The sequence below is a fragment of the Actinoplanes sp. CA-015351 genome (assembly GCF_050955685.1).
In the GTDB taxonomy this organism is placed as follows: domain Bacteria; phylum Actinomycetota; class Actinomycetes; order Mycobacteriales; family Micromonosporaceae; genus Actinoplanes.
Genome location: NZ_CP192102.1, coordinates 3,249,969 through 3,274,674 on the forward strand (window position 1 = coordinate 3,249,969; position 24,706 = coordinate 3,274,674).

A 24,706-nucleotide genomic window follows, 5' to 3' on the forward strand; every position below is an offset into this window, starting at 1 on the left:
TCATGAGTGCCTCCCGGTCCGGGCGGCGGTCATCAGGGTGTCGACGTCACGGCGGCCGCTTGCCATCGCCGCTTCGGGTGCCGGCGGTACCGCCTGCTGGACCTCTTTCTTGCCGATCACAGCAGCGATGCCGGCCGCCGCGAAGAGCACCACGGTCACGATCAGGGCGGCCGCCCACACCGGTAGAACCAGTGCCAGTGCGGCGCCGGCCGTGACGAACAGTGCGCCGAGGCCGTACCAGGCGATCACCCCGGCCCCGCCCAGCAGGCCTGCGCCCTTGCCGGCCTTCTTGCCCTTCTCCACCATTTCGATACGGGCGAGTGCCAGCTCGTCGCGGACCAGCGTCGTCACCTGTTCACTGAGCCGGCCGACCAGTTCAGCGGTAGACGCCTGATCGGCGCGTGCGTCTGTGTGGGTCATCGTCCCCTCCGTCCTGCACGGATATCCGGGACATGTCGTACCCCTGCGAATCCCGACTAATCGCCCCAGCCCCTGGTCCAGGCCACCCGAACTCGACACGGCGCAACCGATCACGACCGCCGAGGCGTCAGCCAGCAGACGAGCAACCCCGATCTTGAGCGATTGTCAACGCCGGCAGGTTGAAAATCGCTCAAGATCCGGGAAGGCGCCGGGCGGGACCGGAACTCGGCACGCCGCGCCGGGCTCCCGGGGGACCACGCCGCGCCGCGCCGGGCTCCCGGGGACCACGCCACGCCGCGCCGGGCTCCCGGGGGAACTCGTGCGCTTGTGGTCGGCCGCGCGGCTCAACCGCACAAGATCTGAGGAGTGCGCGTCGTGGGTTCGCCCTGCGCGGCGTCCGGGTGGCGTCCGGGTGGCGCTCAGCGCACTGCCCAGCGGATCGGCCGGTGCTGAGTCGGGGGCTTCAGGGGGTGGGGGACCAGGCTGAGGTGATCAGGGTACGGAGGTCGGTGTGGGTGGGGGTGTCGGCGGCTGCTAGGAGGCCGCCTTCGCCGGTGTGCAGGGGCTGACCCTTTACCCCGGTGACGGTGCAGCCTGCGGCCTGACAGATCGCTATGCCGGCGGAGAAGTGGACGCTGTCCAGGACCGGGCCGTAGGTGACGTAGGCCGCGCGGCGCCCGGCGGCTACCCACAGCAGGGCGAGGGTGGTGGAGAGCACGCGGGGGCGGAACCTGCCCGTGAAGCCGGGTGCGGACAGCAATAGCGCGGGGTGGCTGGGGAACGGCGGGTCCAGGTTCACGTCGACAAGGCTGGACGCGGCGGAGGGGCGCAGGGGGTGGTCGGTGCCGTCATGGCGTACCCATGCGGTGTGTCCGTCGGTCCAGAAGGTCTCGCCGCTGAAAGGATCTGTGGCGGCGGCTGCGCCGATCGCGCCGGAAGGGAGTCGCAGGGCGACGTTGACCGCGACCACGGGGTTGCGGACCGCGTAGTTGAGCGTTCCGCAGAGGGGGTCGACCAGCCAGCGGCGGGTGGCGTCAGCGGGCCCGGACGAACCACTTTCCTCGCCGGTGACCGCGTCGTCCGGGCGTTGGGTGCGCAGCACTGCGAGAATGGCGCGTTCGGCGGCGATGTCGGCTTCGGTCGCGAAGTCGCCGGCGGTTTTCTCGACGCGGCCCAGTTCGGTGCCGTAACGGGAGCGGACGACGGCAGCTCCGGCTTCCGCGGCGGCTATGGCAGTCTCATGATCGTCAAGCGGCACGCGGGCCAGCCTAGGTCTGCCCGGCAACCTAGCCGGAACTGGCCGAAGCACCCCGGACAGGCATCAACCTAGAGTCCTAGGATGCCTTAGGGGGTGTGCACGGGGGCACGAACGGGAACGACGGCACGCAGTTATACGGGCTGACGAGTACGACACGAACTAGCGAGCCGACCACGGCTCGATGCGGGCGACACGCGTGGCAGGCACGGCCTACGTTGGGGAAGCTCGCGGAGAGGGTATGACGGAACCTATGCCCGATGCGCCGACGATCCTTGCCGGGCGGTACCGGCTGGGCGAGCTGCTGGGCCGCGGCGGGATGGGTGCTGTGCACCTGGCCCGCGACGAGACCTTGCAACGCGATGTCGCGGTCAAGGAAATCGACCAGCCGCCGGGTGAGGACGGCAGCGCCGCGGCGCGGCGCACCCTGCGGGAGGCACGCGCGGCGGCCCGGCTCAGCCATCCGAACGTGGTGCAGGTGTACGACGTACTGCAACTGGACGGGCGTACCTGGATCGTCATGGAGTACGTGCCGTCCCGGTCGCTGCGCCAGGCCATCGCGGAGGAGGGGCGGCTGGATCCGGCCCGGGTGGCGCGGATCGGCATGGAACTGCTCGGCGCACTGCGTGCCGCGCACCGGGGCGGTGTCGAGCACCGGGACGTGAAACCGGCGAACGTGCTGCTCGCCGACGACGGCCGGGTGCTGCTGACCGACTTCGGCATCGCGGCCATGGACGACGACTCGGTGATCAGCCGGTCCGACGTGGTGGTGGGTTCGCCGCATTTCATGGCCCCGGAGCGGGCCCGGCTCGGTGTCAGCGGGCCGGAGGCGGACCTGTGGTCGCTGGGCGCGACGCTGTACGCCGCCGTGGAGGGGCATTCGCCGTACGAGCGGGGCTCGACGATGGCGACGCTGACGGCGCTGGCTACCGAGGAGCCGGAGCCGCCGGTTCACGCGGGGCCGCTGCGGCCGGTGCTCAACGGGTTGCTGCAGAAGGACCCGGAGCGGCGGATCGGGATCGAGGACGCGGAACGGCTGATTCGGCAGGCGCTCGACGAGACGGGGGCTATTGCCGTACCCGGGAAGGAAGAGCAAGAGGCGACGGCCTCGCACATTCCCGCTCAGCGCACCGAGCTGCTGCCTGGGGATGACCCCGCAGAGGGAGCGGGCAGGAATCGCCGGCGTCTCGCGGTGGCCGGGGCGGCTGCTGTGGTGCTGCTGACCGGTGGGCTGGCGTGGGCTGTCGCGGGGCGGGACAGTGGCGATTCTGATCAGCAGGCGACGCCGCCTGCGGCTACCGCGCAGGTGACGAGTCCGGCGGCGCCGAGTCCGCCGGCTCCGTCGGCCAGTTCTCCGGCGAGCGCTCCCGCTACGTCGGCGAGCGCGGCGCCGTCGGCGTCGCCGTCGGTCAGTGCGAGCGCGGCGGGTGGGCGTCCTGTGCTTCCGGCCGGGTGGGAAGAATATAAAGACAAGAGCGGATATTCCGTGTACGTCCCCAAGGGCTGGAAGCACACGCAGGAGGGGACGCTGGATTACTTCCGCGGTGACGGCAAGGTGCTCGGCATCGACCAGACCGATTCGCCGCGCTCGAACCCGGTCGCGGACTGGCGCAGTCAGCGTGACGCGCGGGTGTCGGCGGGCGACTTCCCGCAGTACGACGAGGTGAAGATCGCGTCGGTGAAGTACTTCCAGAAGGCGGCGGACTGGGAGTTCACGTTCACCAGGAGCGGCACCCGTCAGCACGTGAACAACCGTGGTGTCGTGGTGAGTTCCAAGAAGGCTTACGGCTTTTACTGGCAGACGAAGGACTCGGAGTGGGACGACTCGCGGGCTGACCTGCAGCTGGTCTTCGACAGCTTCGTCCCGAAGAAGTAGCGGTCAGAGGTCGAGCAGGTCGTCGACGTCGATGGTGACGGTGACCGGTTCGGTCAGGGTCAGGCTGGTTCCGCTGGTGGCGACGGCGTGTTCGGCATAGTCGTCGCCCTCCAGGCGGAACAGCCGCAGGGTGAGTGACTCGTAGTCGGCCATGTCCGGTTCGATCAGGAGGTACCAGCGAAATAATCCGTCTCGGTCCACGGCCCGGAGTGATCCAGCAATGCGTTGTCGGTCATGGTGGCGACTTTTCGTGCGCCTAGTAGGTCCGTGACCAACTGTCGCATGCCTAGGCACATGGGTCAATGGGGCCAGGGGCACGGGTCAACGGGCGATGCCCAGGGCCGCTGCTTGGGCGGCCCGTGCGAGCTGGGCGGACACCTCGTCGTGGTCGGTGGCGACCAGGCCGACTGTCACCCGCAGGTGGGGTTGCATGCCGGGGCCGACGGCGAACGCGGTGCCCGCCGCCGCGCCGATGCCGGCGCTGGCCAGGCTGAGCAGCGCGGCCTGCTCGTCGGCGACCGGCAGCCAGATGTTGAGGCCCTCGCCCGGCGGCAGGCTGATGCCCGACGCCGCCAGGCCTGTGGTGATCAGGCGGCGGCGCAGGGCGTACGCGTCGCGGGCGGAGCGGACGGCCGTGACCGAGGCCGGGTCGGTCAGCAGGGTGAGCAGCAGGTGTTGCAGCAGGCGGCTGGTCCAGCCCTGGCCGAGCAGGCGGCGTTCCAGGATCGGGTCGAGGACGGTGGCCGGGCCGCTGACCGCGGCCAGTCTCAGGTCGGGGCCGTGCGACTTGGAGAAGCTGCGGACGTGGATCACCTGGCGGGGCAGGTAGGTGCCGAGCGAACAGAGCGGACCGGCGGCGAGGTCGCCTGCGGAGTCGTCCTCCACCACGTACACCTGCGGGTGTGGCGCGAGGACCGCGGCGAGTGCGCTGGCCCGGGAGCCGGACCACGACGCGCCTGTGGGGTTGAGGGCGCGAGGTTGCAGGAAGACGGCGGCGGGCCGCCGGGCGAGGGCCGCGGCGAGCTGGTCCGGCAGCATGCCGGAGGCGTCCGTGCCGACGCCGATGACCAGTACGCCGAGCACTTCGAGCAGATCCAGCAGCGGTGGGAAGCAGGGGTTCTCCACGACGGCGAGGTCGCCGAGCCGTAGCAGGGCCGAGGCGACCTGGTCGATCGCGTCCATGGCGCCGTCGAAGATCGCGAGGCGTTCGGCCGGATAGGGCCACTGGTCGCGCAGCAGTGCTCCGAGGGCGGGCAGCACCGGCTCGTCGAGATATGACGAGGGCGCGGGGGAGAGGCCGTGCAGGGCCGGTATCGGTGGGAGCAGGGCGGGGTCGGGCACGCCGGTGGAGAGGTCGAGGCCGAATCCGGAGGTGCGGCGCAGCGCCGCGCGGTAGCGGCCGGGCCCGCCGGTGCCGGCGGTGGCGACGACAGTGCCGCGCCTGCCGTCCGTCCGGATGGTGCCGGCCCGGCGCAGCAGCTGCCACGCTGCGTTGACGGTGCTGGGGGAGAGGTGCAGCTCGGCGGCGACCGTGCGGACCGGCGGGAGTTTGGCGCCGGGGGCGAGCGCGCCGTCGCCGACCGCGCGGCTGACCGCTTCGGCGAGGCCACGGGCACTGGGATCGATGAGCCGTTCCATCACCGCGTTGAGCATTTTGTGACAGTACAGATGAGGCATTGTTCGGTCCAGGGTCGTCACATAACCTCAGGCCATGAATCACATTGCGCACTGGATCGGTGGCGCCGAGCGCGCCGGTGCAAGCGGCCGGGTCGGACCGGTCTTCAACCCCGCCACGGGCTCGCAGATCGCTGAAGTTGATCTTGCCTCCAAAAAAGAGGTCGACGACGCGATCGCGGTCGCGAAGGAAGCGGCCAAGGCCTGGCGCTCCGCCTCGCTGTCCAAGCGCTCCGCGGTTCTGTTCAAGTTCCGTGAGCTCCTGGCCGCGAAGTCCGGCGAGTTGGCCGCCATCGTCACCACCGAGCACGGCAAGGTGCTCGCCGACGCGGCCGGTGAGATCGCCCGGGGCCTGGAGAACGTCGAGTTCGCCACCGGTATCCCGCACCTGATGAAGGGCAACTTCTCGGAGCAGGCCGCCACCGGCGTCGACGTGTACTCGATCCGGCAGCCGCTCGGTGTGGTCGCCGGCATCACCCCGTTCAACTTCCCGGCGATGGTGCCGCTCTGGATGTGTGCCACCGCGATCGCCGCGGGCAACGCGTTCGTGCTCAAGCCGAGCGAGAAGGACCCGTCGGCGTCGCTCTTCCTGGCCCAGCTGTGGAAAGAGGCGGGTCTGCCGGAGGGCGTCTTCAACGTCGTGCACGGTGACAAGGAGGCGGTCGACGCCATCCTGGTGAACCCGGACATCGCCGCGGTCAGCTTCGTCGGCTCCACCCCGATCGCGAAGTACATCTACGAGACCGGTACGTCGCACGGCAAGCGCGTACAGGCCCTCGGTGGCGCGAAGAACCACATGATCGTGCTGCCGGACGCCGAGCTCGACGCGGCCGCCGACGCGGCGATCAGCGCGGGGTACGGCGCGGCCGGCGAGCGGTGCATGGCAATCTCGGTCGTGGTGGCCGTCGGTGACATCGCCGACCCGCTGGTCGAGGCGATCGCGGCGCGCCTGCCCAAGATTCGTATCGGCGACGGCGCAGAGGCCGGCTCGGAGATGGGTCCGCTGATCAGCGCGGCGCACCGGGACAAGGTCGCGGGTTACATCGCCGCGGGTGAGACCGAGGGCGCGACCCTGGTCGCCGACGGCCGCGATGTGAAGGACCTGCCGGAGGGTGGTTTCTTCCTGGGCGCGACCCTGCTCGACAACGTCACCCCGAGCATGACCGTCTACACCGACGAGATCTTCGGCCCGGTGCTCAGCGTCGTCCGGGTCGAGACCTATGCCGAGGCCGTCGAGCTGGTCAACGACAACGAGTTCGGCAACGGCACCGCGATCTTCACGCGCGACGGTGGCGCGGCCCGGCAGTTCCAGTTCGACGTGAACGCGGGCATGGTCGGCGTGAACGTGCCGATCCCGGTGCCGGTGGCGTACTACTCGTTCGGCGGCTGGAAGGCGTCGCTGTTCGGCGACAGCCACATGTACGGCCCGGACGGCATCCACTTCTTCACCCGCGGCAAGGTCGTCACGTCCCGCTGGCCGGACCCGGGAACCTCGGCGATCGACCTCGGCTTCCCGCAGACTCGATAAGGATTCTTCCGTGACCAACGAAGCTCAGGTGCGCGCTGACGACCGCGCCCACGTGTTCCACTCCTGGTCGGCCCAGGGCCTGATCGACCCGCTGCCGATCGAGAAAGCGCTCGGCAGCCATTTCTGGGACTACAGCGGCAAGAAGTATCTGGACTTCTCTTCCCAGCTGGTGAACATCAACATCGGGCACCAGCACCCGCGCCTGGTGGCCGCCATCCAGGAGCAGGCCGCCAAGCTCTGCACCATCCAGCCGGCCTTCGCCAACGACAAGCGCGGCGAAGCGGCCCGGATGATCGCCGAGGTGGCCCCGGCCAATCTGAACAAGGTGTTCTTCACCAACGGTGGCGCCGAGGCGAACGAGAACGCCATCCGGATGGCCCGGCTGCACACCGGCCGGCACAAGGTGCTCTCCACGTACCGCAGCTACCACGGCTCGACCGCCACCGCGATCACCGCGACCGGCGACCCGCGCCGCTGGCCCAACGAGCCGGTCGCGATCGGGGTCGTGCACTTCTGGGGTCCCTACCCCTACCGCTCGCCGTTCTACTCGGAGAACGAGCAGCAGGAGTCCGAGCGTGCCCTGCAGCACCTGCGCGACACCATCGTCTTCGAGGGTCCCGGCACCATCGCCGCGGTCCTGATCGAGACGGTCGTCGGCACGAACGGCATCCTGGTGCCGCCGCCCGGTTACCTGGCCGGCGTACGCGCGATCTGCGACGAGTTCGGCATCGTCTTCATCGCCGACGAGGTGATGGCGGGCTTCGGCCGGTGCGGCGAGTGGTTCGCGGTCGACAAGTGGGGTGTCAGCCCCGACCTGATCACCTTCGCCAAGGGTGTGAACTCCGGTTACCTGCCGCTCGGTGGCGTGGTGATCTCCGACGAGATCGCCGAGACGTTCCGGGAGCGGCCGTTCCCGGGTGGGCTGACCTACTCCGGGCACCCGTTGGCGGTGGCGTCCGCGGTGGCGAGCATGCAGATCTTCAAGGAGGAGGGGATCATCGAGCACGCCCGGATGCTGGGCGACGACGTGATCGGGCCTTCGCTGGAGGCGCTGAAGGAGAAGCACCCGAGCGTGGGCGACGTCCGTGGCCTCGGCGTGTTCTGGGCGATCGAGCTGGTGACAAATGCGGATAAAACCCCTCTTGTCCCTTATAACGCCTCCGGTGCGGCCGCTGCTCCGATGAACGCCGTCGCCGCCGCGTGCAAGGAAAAAGGGCTCTGGCCCTTCGTCCACTTCAACCGGATCCACGTCGTGCCGCCGTGCACGACCACCGTGGAAGAGGTCCGGGAGGGCCTCGCGATCCTGGACGAGGCGCTGACCGTGGCGGACAGCTACACCACAGCCTGAACCCCGGATTACGTCGTCTGAACCGGGGTCAAAGTTCTGATTCCGTTTCAGGCTTGGAAATTACTTCGGATTCCCTTGCCCCCCAATGCGTCGGTGTGGAATGGTCTCGCCAGTCCCGGTGAGATCCCCGGCACACCAAGACCGGAAGGCCTTTCTTTCGTGAGCACCGTGCTGCGCAACTTCGTCAACGGGTCGTACACCGGCACCGCCGACGGGGTTACCTCACCGATCGTCGACCCCAGCACCGGGGAGGCCTACGCGCAAGCGCCGGTCTCGTCGGCACAGGACGTCGAGAGGGCGGTGGCCTCGGCCGCCGACGGGTTCGAGGTGTGGCGGGACAGCACGCCGAGCGAGCGGCAGCGGGCGCTGTTGCGCATCGCCGACGCCGTCGAGGCGCGCGCCGAGGAGATCATCGCGGCCGAGTGCCGCAACACCGGCAAGCCCGTCGAGGCGACGCGTCAGGAAGAGATGGCGCCGATCCTCGACGAGCTGCGGTTCTTCGCCGGGGCGGCGCGGATGCTGGAGGGCAAGTCCGCGGGGGAGTACCTGCGCGACCACACCTCTTTCGTACGCCGTGAGCCGATCGGCGTGGTCGCTCAGATCGCGCCGTGGAACTACCCGATGGTGATGGCCGTCTGGAAGTTCGCCCCGGCCATCGCGGCCGGCAACGCGGTCGTGCTCAAGCCGTCCGACACCACCCCGGTGAGCACCCTGCTGCTCGCCGAGATCGCCGCGGAGTTCCTGCCGGCGGGTGTGCTCAACGTGGTCTGCGGCGACCGGGACACCGGCCGTTCGCTGGTGTCGCACCCGACGCCGCAGCTCGTGTCGATCACCGGTTCCACCCGGGCCGGCATGGAGGTCGCGGCGTCGGCGGCGCCGGACTTGAAGAAGGTGCACCTCGAGCTCGGCGGCAAGGCGCCGGTCGTGGTCTTCGACGACGTCGACATCGAGGCCACCGCGGCCGCGATCGCCGGCGCCGGCTTCTTCAACGCGGGTCAGGACTGCACCGCCGCCACCCGGGTGCTGGTGCACGAGCGGATCGCCGCCGACTTCACCGCTGCCCTCGCGGCCGCGGCGAAGAGCACCAAGGTCGGCGCCCCGTCGGACACCGACGCGTACTTCGGGCCGGTCAACAACGCGAGCCAGCTGGAGCGGGTGTCCGGTTTCCTGGACCGGACCCCGGACCACGCCGAGGTGGTGGCCGGTGGACAGCGGATCGGTGACCGAGGGTATTTCCTCGAGCCGACCGTCGTGACCGGACTGCGACAGCGGGATGAGATGATCCAGGACGAGATCTTCGGACCGGTCATCACCGTGCAGAGTTTCACTGACGAGGAGCAGGCGGTCCGTTGGGCCAACGACGTCCGTTTCGGTCTCAGTGCCAGCGTCTGGACGCAGAACCACGGCCGGGCGATGCGCGTCTCCCGGCGGCTCGACTTCGGCGCGGTGTGGATCAACACGCACCTGCCGTTCGTTTCCGAGATGCCGCACGGCGGCTACGGTCACTCCGGTTACGGCAAGGACCTTTCCATGTACGGCTTTGAGGAGTACACCCGGATCAAGCACGTGATGAGCTACAACGGCTGATCCGGTCGTCAAAGAACGCGGTCGTAACCAAACGTCAGCAATTCCGCCCCGCCTGAGGTGATAGATGACCACTTCTCCCCCGCACCACGCCATGAGCGCGCCGACCGGCCACGGTCAGCGCGCCGGGCACCCGGCGATCGAGTTCGTCGGCGTGCGCAAGGACTACCTGTCGCACGGTGAGTCGGTGCCGGCCGTCAAGAGCCTGGATCTGGCGATCGGACAGGGGGAGTTCTTCTCGCTGCTCGGCCCCTCCGGCTGCGGCAAGACAACCACCATGCGGATGATCGCCGGCTTCGAGGAGCCCACCGAGGGCAAGGTGTACCTGGACGGCCAGGACGTCACCGATGTCGCGCCGAACAAGCGCGACGTCAACATGGTCTTCCAGTCGTACGCGCTCTTCCCGCACCTCAACGTGCTGCAGAACGTGTCGTTCGGCCTGGAGCGCAAGAAGGTGTCGAAGGCGGAGATCCGTCGCCGGGTCGGCGAGATCCTCGAGATCGTCTCGCTGACCGGGATGGAGAAGCGCCAGCCCAAGGAGATGTCCGGCGGCCAGCAGCAGCGGGTCGCGCTGGCCCGGGCGCTGGTGAACCACCCGCGCGCCCTGCTGCTCGACGAGCCGCTCGGCGCCCTCGACCTCAAGCTGCGCCAGCAGATGCAGGTGGAACTCAAGCGCATCCAGCGTGAGGTCAACATCACCTTCGTCTACGTCACGCACGACCAGGGCGAAGCGCTGACCATGTCGGACCGCATCGCGGTCATGAACGGCGGCAACATCGAGCAGCTCGGTTCGCCGCGGGCCATCTACGAGCGTCCGGCGAGCCGGTTCGTGGCCGGCTTCATCGGTACCTCCAACATCCTCGACGGCCAGGTCAGCTGGGTCGAGAACGGCCTCGGGGTGATCGACCTCGGGTCCGGCGAACGGGTTCTGGCGCCACTGCCCGCCACTGTCCAGGCCGGCCGCAGCATCGAGGTCTCGGTACGCCCGGAGAAGATCGACCTGCACCGTACGGCGCCGCACGCGCCCGGGCTCAGCGTCGTCTCCGGCACCGTCTCCGAAGTTGTGTATCACGGCACATCGACGAACTACACAGTGGCGACCACCGCTGGATCAGACTTCGTGGTGTTCGATCAGAATGCACACGATGCCGAGGACGTCGCCTCGCGCGGCGAGCGCGTCTTCCTCACGTGGGCCCCGCAGCACTCGTACCCGATCGGAGTCTGAAGTTGTTCCCCACCAATAAGCCGGACCCCTCCGTCCTCCGGGGCATGACGTCTCGGCGGTTCGGCCGCCGTGACGCTCTGCGCCTCGGCGGGATGTCGGCGATGGGCGCCTTCCTCGCCGCCTGTGGCGTGGAAGGCCAGGGCAAGCCGCAGGCCAGCGTCGCGCCTGACGCCGTCGAGAAGTTCTGGAGCGGCAAGACCAAGAACGGCAAGCTCGACTTCGCCAACTGGCCGCTCTACATGGACCCGAAGCACCCCGAGCTGAAGAAGTTCACCAAGGAGACCGGGATCGCGATCTCGTCGTACGACGAGGTCATCCAGGAAATGGGACCCTGGTTCGCCAAGGTCCAGCCGCAGCTGTCCGCCGGGCAGTCGATCGGCTACGACCTCATGGTCATCACCAACTCGATTCAGTTCGGCCAGTTCCGGGACGCGGGCTTCCTCGCCCCCCTGGACCACTCGAAGCTGCCGAACTACGTGGCGAACGCCGCCAAGTCGTACTCGCAGTCGTCGTACGACCTCGGCAACGTGTTCAGCATCCCGTACGCGTCCGGTATCACCGGTATCGCGTACGACCCGGAGAAGACCGGTCGCGAGATCACCTCGCTCGCCGACCTGTGGGACCCGGCGTTCAAGGGCAAGGTCGGCATGTTCCGCGACCTGCAGGAACTGGGCAACTTCGGTCTGCTCGCGGCCGGGCTCACCCCGGCCAAGTCGGGCGAGGCCGAGTGGAAGAAGGCCGCCGCGAAGCTGCGCGAGCAGAAGGACGCCGGCATCGTCCGCCAGTACTACGACCAGAGCTACGTCGACGCGCTCGGCAAGGGCGAGGTCTGGATCACCCAGGCCTGGTCCGGTGACATCTTCCAGAAGAACGTCTCGGACGGCACGAACTTCAAGTTCGTGGTCCCGTCGGAGGGCGGCACGATCTGGACCGACAACATGACCATCCCGGTCACGGCGGCCAACCCGGTCGACGCGATCACGCTGATGGACTTCTTCTACGAGGTGGAGAACGCCGCCACCCTCGCCGAGTACATCAACTACGTGTGCCCGGTGCCGGCCGCGCAGGCCGCGATGAAGAAGCACGCCGCCGCGCTCACCGGCGAGGACAAGGAATACCTGGAGTCGGTGGCGACCAGCCCGCTGGTCTTCCCGAGCGAGGCCGACTACGAGAAGCTCCACTACTACGTGGACTTCAACACGGCCGAGGAGCAGCAGGACTTCACGAAGATCTTCGACCCGATCGTGCTGGGCTGATCATGGGCCGGGTAAAACGTACACTCGCGCCCTATCTGCTCGTGCTCCCCGGCGGGCTGTGGCTCCTGATGTTCTTCGCGGTGCCGATGGCGACCATGCTGTCGTTGTCGCTGCAGGAGGGCGACATCGTCAACGGGTACGTCTTCACGGGTCACTGGCAGACCTACATCGAGGCGATCTCGGATTACGAGGCCCAGTTGATCCGCTCGCTGGTGTACGGCGTCATCGCCACGATCATCCTGATCGTGCTGGCGTTCCCGGCCGCCTACTGGATCGCGTTCTACGGCGGCAGGCGCAAGTCCACCTACTTGTTCCTGCTGCTGTTGCCGTTCTTCGTCTCGTTCGTGCTCCGCACCATTTCCTGGCGGCTGATCCTCACCGACGACGGCTTCCTGCTGCATCCGCTGAAGCAGGCGGGTCTGCTGCCGGAGAACTTCCACATCCTGGGTACGTCGGCCGCGGTGATCGGCGGCCTGGTGTACAACTTCCTGCCCTTCATGGTGCTGCCGATCTACGTGGCCCTGGAGCGCATCGACCCCCGTGTGGTCGAGGCGGCGCGGGATCTGTACGCCTCGCCGGTCACCGCGTTCCGTAAGGTGATCCTCCCGCTCGCCCTGCCCGGCGTCTTCGCCGGCGTGCTGATGACCTTCATCCCGGTCAGCTCGGACTACGTCAACTCCGAGGTGCTGGGCAGTTCGTCGACCACGATGATCGGGCAGGTCATCCAGAGCCAGTACCTGTCGAGTTCCAACTACCCGACCGCCTCGGCGCTGTCCTTCACCCTGATGGCAGTCCTGCTGGTCGGCGTCTTCTCCTATGCGAAGGCGCTCGGCACCGAGGACGTCATGAAGGTGGCGGCCCGATGACCACGACGCTGGAAAAGCCGGCCGCGAAGCCGGTTCCGCTGAAAAAGCGGAGGACGTTCGGCGGCGTGCAGCTCATGCACGTCTACACCTGGCTGATCATCCTCTGGCTGGTGCTGCCGATCTTCGTGATGATCCTGTTCGGGTTCAACAACCCGAGCGGGCGGTACAACCAGACCTGGCAGGGCTTCACGCTCAAGTGGTACACCCAGCTCTTCGCCCTCGACGACCTCACCTCGGCGCTGATCCTGTCGCTGGTGATCGCGATCGCCAGCTCGGTGATCTCGGCGGCGCTGGGCACCGGCATCGGGTACGCACTGGGCCGGTACCGGTTCCGTGGCTCCGGCTCGCTGAACCTGATCATGTTCGCCACGATGAGCTCGCCGGAGCTGGTGATGGGCGCGTCGCTGCTGACGCTGTTCGTCTCGCTTGGCATCGGCCTGGGCCCGGCCACGATCACGATCGCGCACGTCATGTTCTCCATCTCGTTCGTCGCCACGGTGGTCCGGGCCCGGGTGCTCACCCTGGACCGGTCCATCGAGGAAGCCGCCGCCGACCTCGGCGCCAACGGCTGGACGACGTTCTGGAAGGTCACGTTCCCGATCATCGTGCCGGCGGTCCTGTCCGGTTTCATGCTCGCGTTCGCGCTCTCCGTGGACGACTTCGTGGTCACCAACTTCACCGCGGGCACCAGCGTCACGTTCCCGCTGTGGATCTGGGGCGCTACCCGGGTCGGCCTTCCGCCGCAGGTCAACGTGATGGGCACGCTCATCTTCGCGGCCGGCATCCTGATCGCCGTGGTCACGAACCTCCGGTCGCGGCCGAAGAAGACCGCGGACTAACCGGCCCACGCTCTTCCCGAGGCGCCACCCGGCTTCTGCCGGGTGGCGCCTCTTGCGTGGGTACGCGTTTGTTCTGGAGCGTTCCAGCGCCGAAATGACGCGGAAATAGTGGTCAATAGACTTGTGCGCAACGGATTCCGTAGGCAGGATCACGTGGAACAGTAGTTACCAGTGGCGCTCAGGAGAACCAACGTGACAGACCAACCAGCTGATGTGGACGCTCTCTCCGCGACCGCCCGTGACCACCTGTGGATGCACTTCACCCGCCTGTCGGCGTACCGGGACGCGCCGGTACCGGTGATCACCCGCGGCGACGGCTGTTACGTCTGGGACGCCAGCGGCCGCCGTTACCTCGACGGCCTCTCCGCGCTGTTCGTGGTGCAGACCGGCCACGGCCGCCAGGAACTCGCCGACGCCGCCGCCAAGCAGGCCGCCGAGCTGGCGTACTTCCCGATCTGGTCGTACGGGCACCCCAAGGCGATCGAGCTGGCCGGCCGGCTCGCCGACCTGGCCCCCGGTGACCTGAACCGCGTCTTCTTCACCACCGGCGGCTCCGAGGCCGTCGAGAGCTCCTGGAAGCTGGCCCGCTCGTACTTCAAGCGCGTCGGCAAGCCGCTCAAGACCAAGGTGCTCTCCCGCGCCATCGCGTACCACGGCAGCTCGATGGGCGCCCTGTCGATCACCGGCATCCCGCCGTTCAAGCAGGATTTCGAGCCGCTCGTGCCGGGCGCCTTCCGGGTGCCGAACACCAACTACTACCGCCGCCCCGACGAGAACTGGACGCCGGAGCAGTTCGGTGTCTGGGCCGCCGACCGCATCGCCGAGGCCATCGAGTTCGAAGGCCCGGATACCGTCGCCGCGGTGTACCTCGAGCCGGTGCAGAACGCCGGCGGCTGCTTCCCGCCGCCGCCCGGATACTTCCAGCGGGTCCGCGAGATCTGCGACCGGTACGACGTGCTGCTCGTCTCCGACGAGGTCATCTGCGCGTTCGGCCGGCTCGGCGAGTACTTCGGCGCCGACAAGTACGGGTACCAGCCCGACATCATCACCGTCGCCAAGGGCCTGACCTCGGGTTATGTACCACTCGGCGCCATGATCGCATCGGACCGGCTGGCCGAGCCGTTCATGTCCGGCGACAACATGTTCGCGCACGGCATCACCTACGGCGGCCACCCGGTCGGCGCCGCGGTGGCCCTGGCCAACCTGGACATCATGGCGCGGGAGAACCTCAACCAGCACGTCCGCGACAACAGCCCGCTGTTCCGGTCGTACCTGGAGAAGCTGCTCGACCTGCCGATCGTCGGCGACGTCCGCGGTGACGGCTACTTCTTCGGCATCGAGCTGGTCAAGGACAAGGCCACCAAGGAGACGTTCAACGCCGAGGAGTCCGAGCGGCTGCTGCGCGGCTTCCTGTCCACCGCCCTGTTCGAGGCCGGTCTGTACTGCCGCGCCGACGACCGTGGTGACCCGGTCATCCAGCTGGCGCCGCCGCTGACCGCGACCGAGACCCAGTTCGCGGAGATCGAGCAGATCATCCGCGGCGTGCTCGTCGAGGCGCAGAAGCTGCTCTGACACCCCTGTCAATCCCGATCTTGTGAAGTTCCACGACAACGGGGCGTCGCGGTTTCACAAGATCGGGCGGGTGGGTCAGTTCGCGGCCAGCTCCGTCAGGATCCGCTCGACGTCACCGCGCAGCGCGTCCTGCATCTCCTGCTCGGTCGCCGGCCAGCCCGCGGGCTCGGTCACGAACCCGGAGTAGTGGTAGGACAGGACCAGCCCGCCGTCGCGGACCACGAACTTGAACACGCTCAGATCCTGCGGCGTCCACGGCTTGCTGTCGTCGTGCCAGCGCCGCAGATAGGCAGCGCTGCCCAGATCCTTGATCTCGACGACCGTACCGTCGGCGGTTTTGAACTGGTCGAACTTCGCCGTCGCCGCCGCCTCGTCCGGAAACACCTCGGCGAACAGCAGCAGCGTGACGCTGCCGTTGGCGTACGCCAGCTCGCACTGCCCGTTGGCCGGATCCGACCGTTTCGACGGCGGCTCGGTGATCCGTGCCTGTACCTGGTTCTCCGCGATCAGATCGCAGACGTCACCGTCGATCCGGTAATCCGGTGGATCGTCCGAGCACCCGGCGAGCAGCGTGGACGCGAGCACGAGCGATAACACGGCGCGGCGGGCGATCGAGGGCATGCCCGCGATCGTGGCACATGATCACCAGTCTCGCGGTCCCGCACACGCCGGTCCGCCCCCGGACGGATCATCCCCCGGATGGACGGGAAATCCGGTATAGCGGCCCGGCGGCTCTTCCGCAGGGGCATCCTGAGGAAGAGACCGTTTGATGGAGCTGAGATGCCCGTTTTGCTGATCGCCGAGGACGACGAGGACATCGCGCTGGTCCTCACCAGGGTGTTCAAGCGTGCCAAGATGACGGTGCTGCGCGCCGAGGATGGACAGGCCGCGCTCGAGCTCATCGTGCAGGAGCACCCGGACGTGATCGTCACCGACCTGGGTATGCCGCGGATGGACGGCTGGGAGCTGATCGCCGCGGTCCGCGCGCATCCGGAGGTGTCGCTGACGCCGATCGTGATCCTCAGCGGCCATCTGCGCCCGGGCGACCCCCGCGCCGGCTCCGCCCAGTGCTGCGCGATCCTGCTGAAACCGTGCCCGAACGACCAGCTGCTGGCGACCGTTCAGGAGCTGCTGGCGATCGGCCCGCACGAGCACGACAGCAGCGACTCACCCTGCCCGGCCGAAATGCCGGTCTCGGTGTAGATGGTGCTGCTGGACGAGGGGGTGCTCGGCAACCCGATCCGGCTGGAGGCGGTGGAACGAGCACTGCGCACGCTGCCCGGCCGCACCGCCCATCCGGACGACGTCGCCGCGCTCGCCGCCCGCCTGCTCGGCGCGCCGATGGCCGCGGTCACCCTGGTCGGCGGCCACGAGGAGCACATCCTCGGTTTGCACGGCCTGCCGGAGCCGTTCCGCAGCACCCGCCGGGTGCCGATGGCGTACTCGGTCTGCAAGTACGCCGTCTCCGCCGACCACGTGGTGCGCTGCGGCGACATGACCGCCGAGACCGACGCGGAGTTCCGCGACCACCCGATAGTGCGTGAGTACGGGCTACGCGCCTTCCTCACCGTGCCGATCCGCAACGAGGACGACCGCCCGATCGGCTCGCTCACCGTGCTCGACACCCGGGCGCGCGACTGGACCGGCGAACAGGCCGACACCCTGGTCACCATCGCCGGCACCCTGCTCGCGCCCTCGGCCGGCACCGAGGTGACAGCGCTCGACGACGGCGCGTTCCTCGGCGCCCTGCTGCAGAGCCTCGACGCCGGGGTGATCGCTTGCAACGCCACCGGCCGGGTCGTGTTCGTCAACCGGGCCATGCGCGAGGCCCGCGGCCTGCCACCGGACGGAGCCATCCCGCAGGATTACGAGGACCAGACCATCGGCGTGCTCACCGGCCCCGACGAGCGCCCGCTGCCGTGGGAGCAGACCCCGCTGATCCGGGCGCTGCACGGCGAACAGGTGCTCTCCGAGGACGTGCACGTGCACCTGGCCGGGCACCGGTGCCGGATCTTCGCCACCACCGCACGGCCGATCGTCGGCGCCGGCGGGCGGCTGCTCGGCGCGGTGGCGGTCGCGCACGAGGCCACCGCGCTGCGCCGGGCCGAACGCTTCCGGGCCTGCCACCTCGCCGTCGAGCACGTCCTGAAGCAGGCCGGCTCCGTCGCCGAGGCCGCCCCCGAAGCGCTGCGGGCGGTCACCGCCACCCTGGGCTGGCCGGCCGCCGAGCTGTTCCTCGTCGACGACACGACCGGCTCGCTGGAAGCCGTCGGGCACTGGGACTCCTCCGGTTTCGACCCGGACGGTTTCTTCGGGCACACCCCGATACCGGGGGAGGGGATCACCGGCCGGGCCTGGCAGAACGGCCGGGCCATCTGGGTGCCGGACATCGCGCTGAGCCAGGATCTGCGTACCGCCCACGAGCGCGAACGGGTGGAGATCTGCCTGCGGCGCGGGGTACGCACCGCCCTGGCCGTGCCGGTCCGCGACGGCGGCACCCTGCTCGGCGTGATGACCTGCTACGCCGGCACCCAGGAGTACGAGCCGGACCTGCTCACCGTGCTGCTCGACGGGGTCGCCGCCCAGATCGGGGTGTTCGCCGCCCGCCGCCGCGCCGAGGAGATCGGCCGTCAGCTGGCCCGCGCCCAGAACGACTTCGTTGACCTGGTCGGCCACGAGCTGCGTACCCCGCTCACCTCGATCACCGCGAACGCCAGCCTCCTCGCCGAGGAGATGGCCGGCCTCGACGCAGACTTGCGGCAGATGGCCCGGGTCATCGCCCGCAACGCCGAGGTGCTGCAGCGCATCGCCGGCACCCTGCTGGACCTGGCCGGCCTCGACTCCGGCCACGTCGTCCTCGACGTGCACCCGGTCGACCTGGCGTCGCTGGTCGCCGACGCGGTCACCGCGGCCCGGCACGGCGCCGACCGGCTCACCCTGGTCACCGAGGTGCCGGCCGAGCTGACCCTGCCGGCCGACGCGAAACGTCTGCGCCAGGTCGTTGACGACCTGCTCTCCAACGCGATCCGGTACAGCCCGCCCGGCGCCCCCGTGCACGTGATGCTGCGGGCCGACGGCACCACCGCCGACCTGCGCATCGCCGACATGGGCATCGGCACCCCGGCCGATGAGCGGGCTCGGCTCTTCGACCGCTTCTACCGGGGCAGCAACGTGCGCCATCAGGGCACCTCCGGCAGCGGCCTGGGACTGAGCCTGGCCAGGGCGATCGTGCTGCTGCACGGCGGCACGATCCGCCTGGAGGAGAACCGCCCGTCCGGCACGGTCGTCAGCGTCCGGCTGCCCCTGACTGGCCCACCGCTCGCGCCTTAGTCCCGATCTTGTTGAGTTGGTCCGCTCCGTCTTCGCGAAAATTAACAAGATCGCGGAAGAGGGTGCCCCGCGCGGGTGAGTTATGCGGCGTGGGTGAGTTATGCGGCGGTGCGCCGGTCCCAGGCGTCCAGCAGCGCGGTCGCGCGCAACCCCACGTTGATGCCGAGCCAGCGCGCCGGCTCCGGCTCCCAGCGCCGCGAGCGATGATTCACCCAGGGCAGAGCGGTCAGCTCACTCTGGTTGCCACGGATCAGATCCGCGAGGGTACGCCCACCGAGGTTGGCCGCCGCGACACCGTCCCCGACATAACCGCCCGACCAGGCGATGCCGTCCCGGAGACCGGCCGACGGCATCCAGTCCCGGGGGATACCCAACGGCCCGCCCCACCGGTACGCGATCGGCGCCTCGATGCCGAACAGCTCGGTGATCGTGGAGCGCAGCGCCTCGAAGACCTCCGGCACCCGGTCGTACTCCGGGCGGATCCGCGAGCCGAAGTGGTACGGCGCGCCACGCCCGCCGAACGCGAGCCGGTCGTCGGCGGTCCGCTGACCGTAGATGACCATGCGGCGCTCGTCGGTGAACGTCTCGCGGCGTTTCAGCCCGACCCGGTCCCAGAACTCCGCGGGCAGCGGCTCGGTCGCGATCATCAGGGAGTAGACCGGCGCCAGGTTACGCCGGTGCCCGGCCAGCCCGGCGGTGTAACCCTCCAGCGCCCGGACCACGGTCTCGGCCCGGACGGTCCCGTGGTCGGTGACCACGACGCCGCGGCTGATCCGCAGCGCCCGGGTGCCCTCGAAGATGGTGACGCCGAGCCCTTCCACCGTTGACGCCAGGCCGCGGACCAGCTTGGCCGGGTGCAGCGCGGCGCAGTGCTCGCTGTAGATGCCACCGAGCACGTCGTTCGCCCCGCAGATCGCCCGCGCCTGGTCGGCGTCGACGAATCCCGGGTCGGTCCGGGCCCGGCGCAGCTGGGCCGGGCTGCGCACCAGCGACAGCACACCGCCCTTGGCGTAATCGCAGTCGATGCCCTCGGCGGCGGTCACCCGGCCCACCTCGTCGACGGTGTCGCCGAGCGCGGCGTGCATGGCGGCCGCTTGCGCCGCCCCGAACCGGCGGGCCAGTTTCGCCTCGGAGACCGGGAACAGCCCGGACGCCCAGCCGCCGTTGCGGCCGGAGGCGCCGAAGCCGCAGTACTCCGCCTCCACGATCACGATCCGCAGGCCGGGGTCGGCCTTGGCCAGGTAGTACGCGGTCCACAGACCGGTGTACCCGCCGCCGACGATCACCACATCGGCGTCACGGTCACCGGGCAGGGCGGCGCGTCGCTCGATGTTGCCGAGGGAGTCGAGCCAGAAGGACGGGCTGGTGCTCAATTTAACGGGTTCCCCAGGCGTAGGTCTGTTTGGCGAGTTTCAGGTACATGAAGGTGTCCGCGGAGGTGACACCCTTGACCGTGCGGATCTTCTCGTTGAGAAGGTCCAGCAGGTGGGCGTCGTCGGTGCAGACCAGCTCGACGAGCAGGTCGTACCGTCCCGCGCAGATCACCACGTAGTCGACTTCGGGTATGTCGGCGATCTCATCGGCGATCGCGCGCAGATCACCGGTGACGCGCAGACCGACCATGGCCTGCCGGGCGAAACCCAGCGTCAGCGGGTCGGTCACCGCCACGATCTGCATCAGGTCGTTGTCGAGCAGGCGCTGCACCCGCTGACGCACCGCTGCCTCGGAGAGCCCGATCGTCTTCGCGAGAGTCGCGTACGACATCCGGCCGTCCCGTTGCAGGTGCTCGATGATCTGCTTGTTGATCTCGTCCAGAGCCACGTCGGTCACTACGCGATTCTTGCCTGCGGGGATTGGCGAGAGCAAAGAGACCGAGCCTTTCGAGGGAGTCGGCATCAACGCAGTGCGCCCCGCAAGATCTCGATACCCCGGCGCAGGTCCTCATCGGAGATCACCAGCGGGGGCAGGAACCGCAGCACGTTGCCGTAGGTGCCGCAGGTCAGCGTGAGCAGCCCCGCCTCGTGGCAGGCCTTCGACACCGCGGCGGTGCGGGCCGGATCCGGTTCCAGGCCGCCGGGCACGACCAGCTCGATCGCGATCATCGCGCCGCGCCCGCGGACCTCGGCGATGCCAGGGTCGGCCGCCGCGAGTTCCTGGAGAGCGGGCACCAGCACCGACTCGATCCGGCGCGCTTCGGCGGCCAGGTCGAACTCGCGCATCGTCTCGATCGCGGCGAGCGCGGCGGCGCAGGCCACCGGGTTGCCGCCGTAGGTGCCACCGAGGCCGCCGGCGTGCACCGCGTCCATCAGCTCGGCCCGGCCGGTGACCCCGGCGATCGGCAGACCGCCGCCCATACCCTTGGCCGTGGTGATCAGATCCGGTTCGACGCCCTCGTCCTCGCAGGCGAACCAGGCCCCGGTACGCGCGAACCCGGTCTGGATCTCGTCGGCGATGAAGACGGCCCCGGTGTGCTTGGCCCATGCCGCGATCGCCGGCAGGAACCCGGGCGCCGGGACGACGAAGCCGCCCTCGCCCTGGATCGGCTCGATCAGCACGGCCGCCACGTTGTCCGCGCCGACCTGCTTCTCGATGACGTCGATGGCCTTGCGGGCCGCCTCGGCGCCGTCCAGCCCGCCGTCGCGCAGCGGGTACGACATCGGCGCCCGGTACACCTCCGGCGCGAACGGCCCGAACCGGTGCTTGTACGGCATGTTCTTCGCGGTCAGCGCCATCGTCAGGTTGGTCCGGCCGTGGTACGCGTGATCGAACACCACGACCGCCTGCCGCCCGGTGGCGTGCCGTGCGATCTTGACGGCGTTCTCCACCGCCTCGGCGCCGGAGTTGAACAGCGCGGCCCGCTTCTCGAAGCTGCCCGGCGTCAGCGCGACCAGCTGCTCGCAGACCGCGACGTACGACTCGTACGGCGCGACCATGAAGCAGGTGTGGGTGAACCGCTCGACCTGCGCCCGCACCGCCTCGACGACTTTCGGTGCGGCGTTGCCGACGTTCGTCACGGCGATCCCGGAGGCGAAGTCGATCCACTCCCGGCCGTCGACGTCGGTCAGCGTGCCGCCGGAGGCATGGTCGACGTAGGCCGAGATGGTCGATCCGACACCTTTCGCCACCACGGCAAGGCGTCGCTTGTGCAGGTCTGCGGAGTTCGACACGGTTCAGGCTCCTACGTTGTGCATGACGTGCTTGATCCGGGTGTAGTCCTCGAGGCCGTACACCGAGAGGTCCTTGCCGTGCCCGGAGTGCTTGAAGCCGCCGTGCGGCATCTCGGCGACCAGCGGGATGTGGCAGTTGACCCAGACACAGCCGAAATCCAGGTTCTGCGTCATCCGCATGGCCCGGCCGTGGTCCTTGGTCCAGACGCTGGAGGCCAGGGCGTACTCGACGCCGTTGGCGTAGCGCACCGCCTCGTCCTCGTCGGTGAACTTCTGCACGGTGATCACCGGGCCGAACACCTCGTTCTGGATGATCTCGTCGTCCTGGCGCAGGCCGGACACCACGGTCGGCGACCAGAAGTAGCCGCGGTCGCCGACCCGCGCGCCACCGGCCTGCAGCACCGCGTGGTCGGGCAGCCGGTCGATGAACCCGGCGACCCGGGCCAGCTGGCCGGCGTTGTTGACCGGGCCGTAGAGCACGTCCTCGTCGTCCGGCTGACCGGTCTTGATCCCCTTGGCCTGCTCGGCGAGGGCCGCGACGAAGTCGTCGTACGCGCCGGCGGCGACCATCACCCGGGTGGCGGCGGTGCAGTCCTGGCCGGCGTTGAAATATCCGGCCTCGGCGATCGACGCGGCGGCCGCCTCGATGTCGGCATCGTCGAAGACCACGACCGGGGCCTTGCCACCGAGCTCCAGGTGGGTGCGCTTGAGGTCGGCGGCGGCGGAGCCGGCCACCTCCATGCCGGCCCGGACCGAGCCGGTGATCGACACCATCTGCGGGGTCTTGTGCTCGACCAGGGCGCGGCCGGTGTCCCGGTCGCCGAGGACCACGTTGAAGACGCCGGCCGGGAAGAACTCGGCGGCGATCTCGGCCAGCCTCACCGAGGTGACCGGGGTGGTGTCGGACGGCTTGAGCACCACGGCGTTACCCGCTGCGAGCGCCGGCGCGATCTTCCAGACGGCCATCAACAGCGGGTAGTTCCACGGCGTGACCTGGGCGCAGACGCCGATCGGCTCGCGGCGCACGTAGCTCTCGAAGCCGTTCATGTACTGCCCGGCGGAGCGGCCTTCGAGCAGGCGGGCGGCGCCGGCGAAGAACCGGATCTGGTCGATCGCCGGCGGCAACTCCTCGCTGGCGGTCAGGCCGAGCGGCTTGCCGGTGTTCTGCGACTCCAGCGCGACCAGCTCGTCGGCGCGCGACTCGATCGCGTCGGCGAACTTGAGCAGCGCCCGCTGCCGGTCGCTCGGTGTGGTGGTACGCCACTCCGCGAAGCCGGTGGCGGCGGCCTGCATGGCCCGATCGACGTCCTCAGGGCCGGAGACGGGCGCCGAGGCGAACACCTCGCCGGACGACGGGTCGATCAGATCCTCGTATCGGCCCGCGGCGGGCGCGACGGCCTCGCCACCGATGAGGTTGTGCAGAACCGTCTTGGCGCTCATCCGGCCTCCAGCTGTGGTATCAGTGCATGCGGCCCCATCTTTTCCGCTGAATCCGTGGCAAACAAGAGGGTTGAAGAATTTTTCCGTACCGGAAACATGATGGCCTCATGGCCGGCGGCGAAGCGCGAGGACGGCGACGTCGTCGGTCGGCTGTTCCACCCCGGCCGCGGCCATGACGGTAGCGCACACCACGTCGGCGGGACCCGCGAGAACGGTCTCCACCAGCCGTCCCAGACCGATGTCGATCACCTGCTGGCGCTGCTCGACCAGACCGTCGGTGTAACAGAAGAGCACGGTGCCCGGCGCCAGCGCGAGGGTGGTGCTGCGGCGCGGCCGCCGCAGCCTTCCGGCGCCGAGCGGCGGGTCCACCGCGATGCCGGCGAGCGCGGCGGCCCGGCCCGGCTCGGCCAGCACCGGACGCAGGTGGCCGGCCGAGGAGATCACCAGGCGGTCGCGCTCCGGGCTGACCATGACGTACAGCGCGGTGGTCAGGCTCCCTGCCTCGAAATGCTGGACCTTGCGGTCCAGCAGCGTCAGCGCCTGCGCCGGATCGTCACAGATCATTGCGTACGCACGAAGCGCACTACGGATCCGTCCCATCACCACGGCCGAGGCCAGGCCGTGCCCGGACACGTCGCCGATCACCACACCGACCCAGCCGGTGGGCAGGGCGAAGACGTCGTACCAGTCGCCGCCGACCCCGGTCGCGTGCCCGGGGACGTACCGGGCGGCCAGCTCGATGCCGGAGACCTCGGGCAGCCGGGCCGGCAGCAGGCTGCGCTGCAACGCGAGCGCGGCCTGCTGGTCGAGCTTGGCCGACCGGATCCGCCCGGCCACCCCGGCCCGGTCGGCGACCAGCTCCAGCAGGGCCACGTCGTCGTCGCCGAACACGCGCCGGCTCAGCGAGCCGACGTGCAGCACCCCGACCAGCTCGCTGCCGCTCACGATCGGTACGCCGAGCAGCGACCGGATCCCCTTCTCCAGCAGTATCGGGTTGACGACGTCGTCGGCGGTGACGTCGTCAACCCGCACCGGGCGCCGGGTCGCCGCGATCCGGCCGGCGAACCCGCGGCCGACCGCGACCCGGAAACCGGTGCGTACCTCGTCCTCCAGGCCCTTCGCCGCGGTGGCGACGAGCTGCTGGGCGTGCACGTCGAGCAGCAGGATCGCCGCGGTGTCGACGTCGAGCAGATCACGGACCCGGTCCAGCAGCTCGTCGAGGAGATCCGAGACATCGAGCCGGGACAGCGTCGCATCGGTGACCGCTTGCAGCCGCCGCAGCCGCTCGTCATTCCTGATGCGTCGAGGCACGATTCAGAGCCTAGT

At 69.2% G+C, this 24,706-nt stretch carries 21 protein-coding genes; 11 read left to right on the forward strand and 10 right to left on the reverse strand.

The features are described from left to right. Nucleotides 1-420, reverse strand: a complete 420-nt coding sequence (locus ACQP2E_RS14610; RefSeq protein ID WP_433831850.1) for a phage holin family protein — start codon at nucleotides 418-420, stop codon at nucleotides 1-3. A 463-nt stretch (nucleotides 421-883) separates the two neighbouring features. Then, nucleotides 884-1,678, reverse strand: coding sequence for an inositol monophosphatase family protein (locus ACQP2E_RS14615; protein ID WP_433831852.1), 795 nt, complete (start codon nucleotides 1,676-1,678; stop codon nucleotides 884-886). Nucleotides 1,679-1,916: 238 nt separating this feature from the next. On the opposite strand from ACQP2E_RS14615, the gene ACQP2E_RS14620 reads away from it, so the two are divergent. After that, a complete protein-coding gene (locus ACQP2E_RS14620) occupies nucleotides 1,917-3,551 on the forward strand; it encodes a serine/threonine-protein kinase (RefSeq protein ID WP_433831854.1) in 1,635 nt (544 codons plus the stop codon). Nucleotides 3,552-3,554: 3 nt separating this feature from the next. Here ACQP2E_RS14620 and ACQP2E_RS14625 read toward each other — a convergent pair whose 3' ends face one another. Both ACQP2E_RS14625 and ACQP2E_RS14630 read right to left on the reverse strand, forming a co-directional pair. Continuing rightward, nucleotides 3,555-3,752: a hypothetical protein gene (locus ACQP2E_RS14625; protein ID WP_433831856.1), complete on the reverse strand. Its 198-nt coding sequence runs from the start codon at nucleotides 3,750-3,752 to the stop codon at nucleotides 3,555-3,557. A gap of 120 nt (nucleotides 3,753-3,872) precedes the next feature. After that, entirely contained in the window at nucleotides 3,873-5,204 is a 1,332-nt protein-coding gene (locus ACQP2E_RS14630; protein ID WP_433831858.1) for a GntR family transcriptional regulator, read from the reverse strand. Between the two features lie 58 nt (nucleotides 5,205-5,262). Here ACQP2E_RS14630 and ACQP2E_RS14635 point away from each other — a divergent pair, with 58 nt between their 5' ends. From ACQP2E_RS14635 to ACQP2E_RS14670, 8 genes are all read left to right on the forward strand, one after another. Then, nucleotides 5,263-6,753 carry a CoA-acylating methylmalonate-semialdehyde dehydrogenase gene (locus ACQP2E_RS14635; protein WP_433831860.1) on the forward strand — a complete coding sequence of 497 codons (1,491 nt, stop codon included), beginning with the start codon at nucleotides 5,263-5,265 and terminating at the stop codon, nucleotides 6,751-6,753. Between the two features lie 10 nt (nucleotides 6,754-6,763). Beyond that, complete coding sequence (locus ACQP2E_RS14640; protein ID WP_433831862.1) at nucleotides 6,764-8,101, forward strand: aspartate aminotransferase family protein; 1,338 nt, start codon at nucleotides 6,764-6,766, stop codon at nucleotides 8,099-8,101. Nucleotides 8,102-8,260: 159 nt separating this feature from the next. Beyond that, nucleotides 8,261-9,688 (forward strand): gamma-aminobutyraldehyde dehydrogenase, encoded by a 1,428-nt coding sequence (locus ACQP2E_RS14645; protein ID WP_433831864.1) that lies wholly within the window; start codon nucleotides 8,261-8,263, stop codon nucleotides 9,686-9,688. A gap of 64 nt (nucleotides 9,689-9,752) precedes the next feature. Continuing rightward, entirely contained in the window at nucleotides 9,753-10,910 is a 1,158-nt protein-coding gene (locus ACQP2E_RS14650) for an ABC transporter ATP-binding protein (RefSeq protein ID WP_433831866.1), read from the forward strand. A gap of 44 nt (nucleotides 10,911-10,954) precedes the next feature. After that, entirely contained in the window at nucleotides 10,955-12,166 is a 1,212-nt protein-coding gene (locus tag ACQP2E_RS14655; RefSeq protein WP_433831868.1) for a polyamine ABC transporter substrate-binding protein, read from the forward strand. Between the two features lie 2 nt (nucleotides 12,167-12,168). Continuing rightward, nucleotides 12,169-13,032 carry an ABC transporter permease gene (locus ACQP2E_RS14660; protein WP_433831870.1) on the forward strand — a complete coding sequence of 288 codons (864 nt, stop codon included), beginning with the start codon at nucleotides 12,169-12,171 and terminating at the stop codon, nucleotides 13,030-13,032. Then, nucleotides 13,029-13,871, forward strand: a complete 843-nt coding sequence (locus ACQP2E_RS14665; RefSeq protein WP_433831872.1) for an ABC transporter permease — start codon at nucleotides 13,029-13,031, stop codon at nucleotides 13,869-13,871. The genes ACQP2E_RS14660 and ACQP2E_RS14665 overlap by 4 nt, the downstream gene beginning before the upstream one ends. A gap of 252 nt (nucleotides 13,872-14,123) precedes the next feature. Continuing rightward, on the forward strand, nucleotides 14,124-15,443 hold the full coding sequence (locus ACQP2E_RS14670; RefSeq protein WP_433833928.1) for an aspartate aminotransferase family protein: 1,320 nt from the start codon (nucleotides 14,124-14,126) through the stop codon (nucleotides 15,441-15,443). Nucleotides 15,444-15,518: 75 nt separating this feature from the next. Here the strand turns inward: ACQP2E_RS14670 and ACQP2E_RS14675 are convergent, their stop codons facing one another. Beyond that, nucleotides 15,519-16,064: a hypothetical protein gene (locus ACQP2E_RS14675; RefSeq protein WP_433831874.1), complete on the reverse strand. Its 546-nt coding sequence runs from the start codon at nucleotides 16,062-16,064 to the stop codon at nucleotides 15,519-15,521. 159 nt (nucleotides 16,065-16,223) lie between these two features. On the opposite strand from ACQP2E_RS14675, the gene ACQP2E_RS14680 reads away from it, so the two are divergent. Together ACQP2E_RS14680 and ACQP2E_RS14685 are read left to right on the forward strand one after the other, a co-directional pair. Next, nucleotides 16,224-16,646, forward strand: coding sequence for a response regulator (locus ACQP2E_RS14680; protein ID WP_433831876.1), 423 nt, complete (start codon nucleotides 16,224-16,226; stop codon nucleotides 16,644-16,646). Then, on the forward strand, nucleotides 16,647-18,773 hold the full coding sequence (locus tag ACQP2E_RS14685) for an ATP-binding protein (RefSeq protein ID WP_433831878.1): 2,127 nt from the start codon (nucleotides 16,647-16,649) through the stop codon (nucleotides 18,771-18,773). Nucleotides 18,774-18,871: 98 nt separating this feature from the next. Here the strand turns inward: ACQP2E_RS14685 and ACQP2E_RS14690 are convergent, their stop codons facing one another. The 5 genes from ACQP2E_RS14690 to ACQP2E_RS14710 all read right to left on the reverse strand — a co-directional run bounded on the left by ACQP2E_RS14690 (nucleotide 18,872) and on the right by ACQP2E_RS14710 (nucleotide 24,691). Beyond that, complete coding sequence (locus ACQP2E_RS14690; protein ID WP_433831880.1) at nucleotides 18,872-20,146, reverse strand: NAD(P)/FAD-dependent oxidoreductase; 1,275 nt, start codon at nucleotides 20,144-20,146, stop codon at nucleotides 18,872-18,874. Between the two features lies 1 nt (nucleotide 20,147). Further along, complete coding sequence (locus ACQP2E_RS14695) at nucleotides 20,148-20,603, reverse strand: Lrp/AsnC family transcriptional regulator (RefSeq protein WP_433831882.1); 456 nt, start codon at nucleotides 20,601-20,603, stop codon at nucleotides 20,148-20,150. Between the two features lie 65 nt (nucleotides 20,604-20,668). Further along, nucleotides 20,669-21,940 carry a 4-aminobutyrate--2-oxoglutarate transaminase gene (gene gabT, locus ACQP2E_RS14700; protein WP_433831884.1) on the reverse strand — a complete coding sequence of 424 codons (1,272 nt, stop codon included), beginning with the start codon at nucleotides 21,938-21,940 and terminating at the stop codon, nucleotides 20,669-20,671. A 3-nt stretch (nucleotides 21,941-21,943) separates the two neighbouring features. Next, the gene (locus tag ACQP2E_RS14705; protein ID WP_433831886.1) at nucleotides 21,944-23,380 is read right to left on the reverse strand and encodes a gamma-aminobutyraldehyde dehydrogenase; all 1,437 of its coding nucleotides are present in this window, start codon (nucleotides 23,378-23,380) and stop codon (nucleotides 21,944-21,946) included. 105 nt (nucleotides 23,381-23,485) lie between these two features. Then, entirely contained in the window at nucleotides 23,486-24,691 is a 1,206-nt protein-coding gene (locus ACQP2E_RS14710) for a PP2C family protein-serine/threonine phosphatase (RefSeq protein ID WP_433831888.1), read from the reverse strand. Nucleotides 24,692-24,706 lie beyond the last annotated feature (15 nt).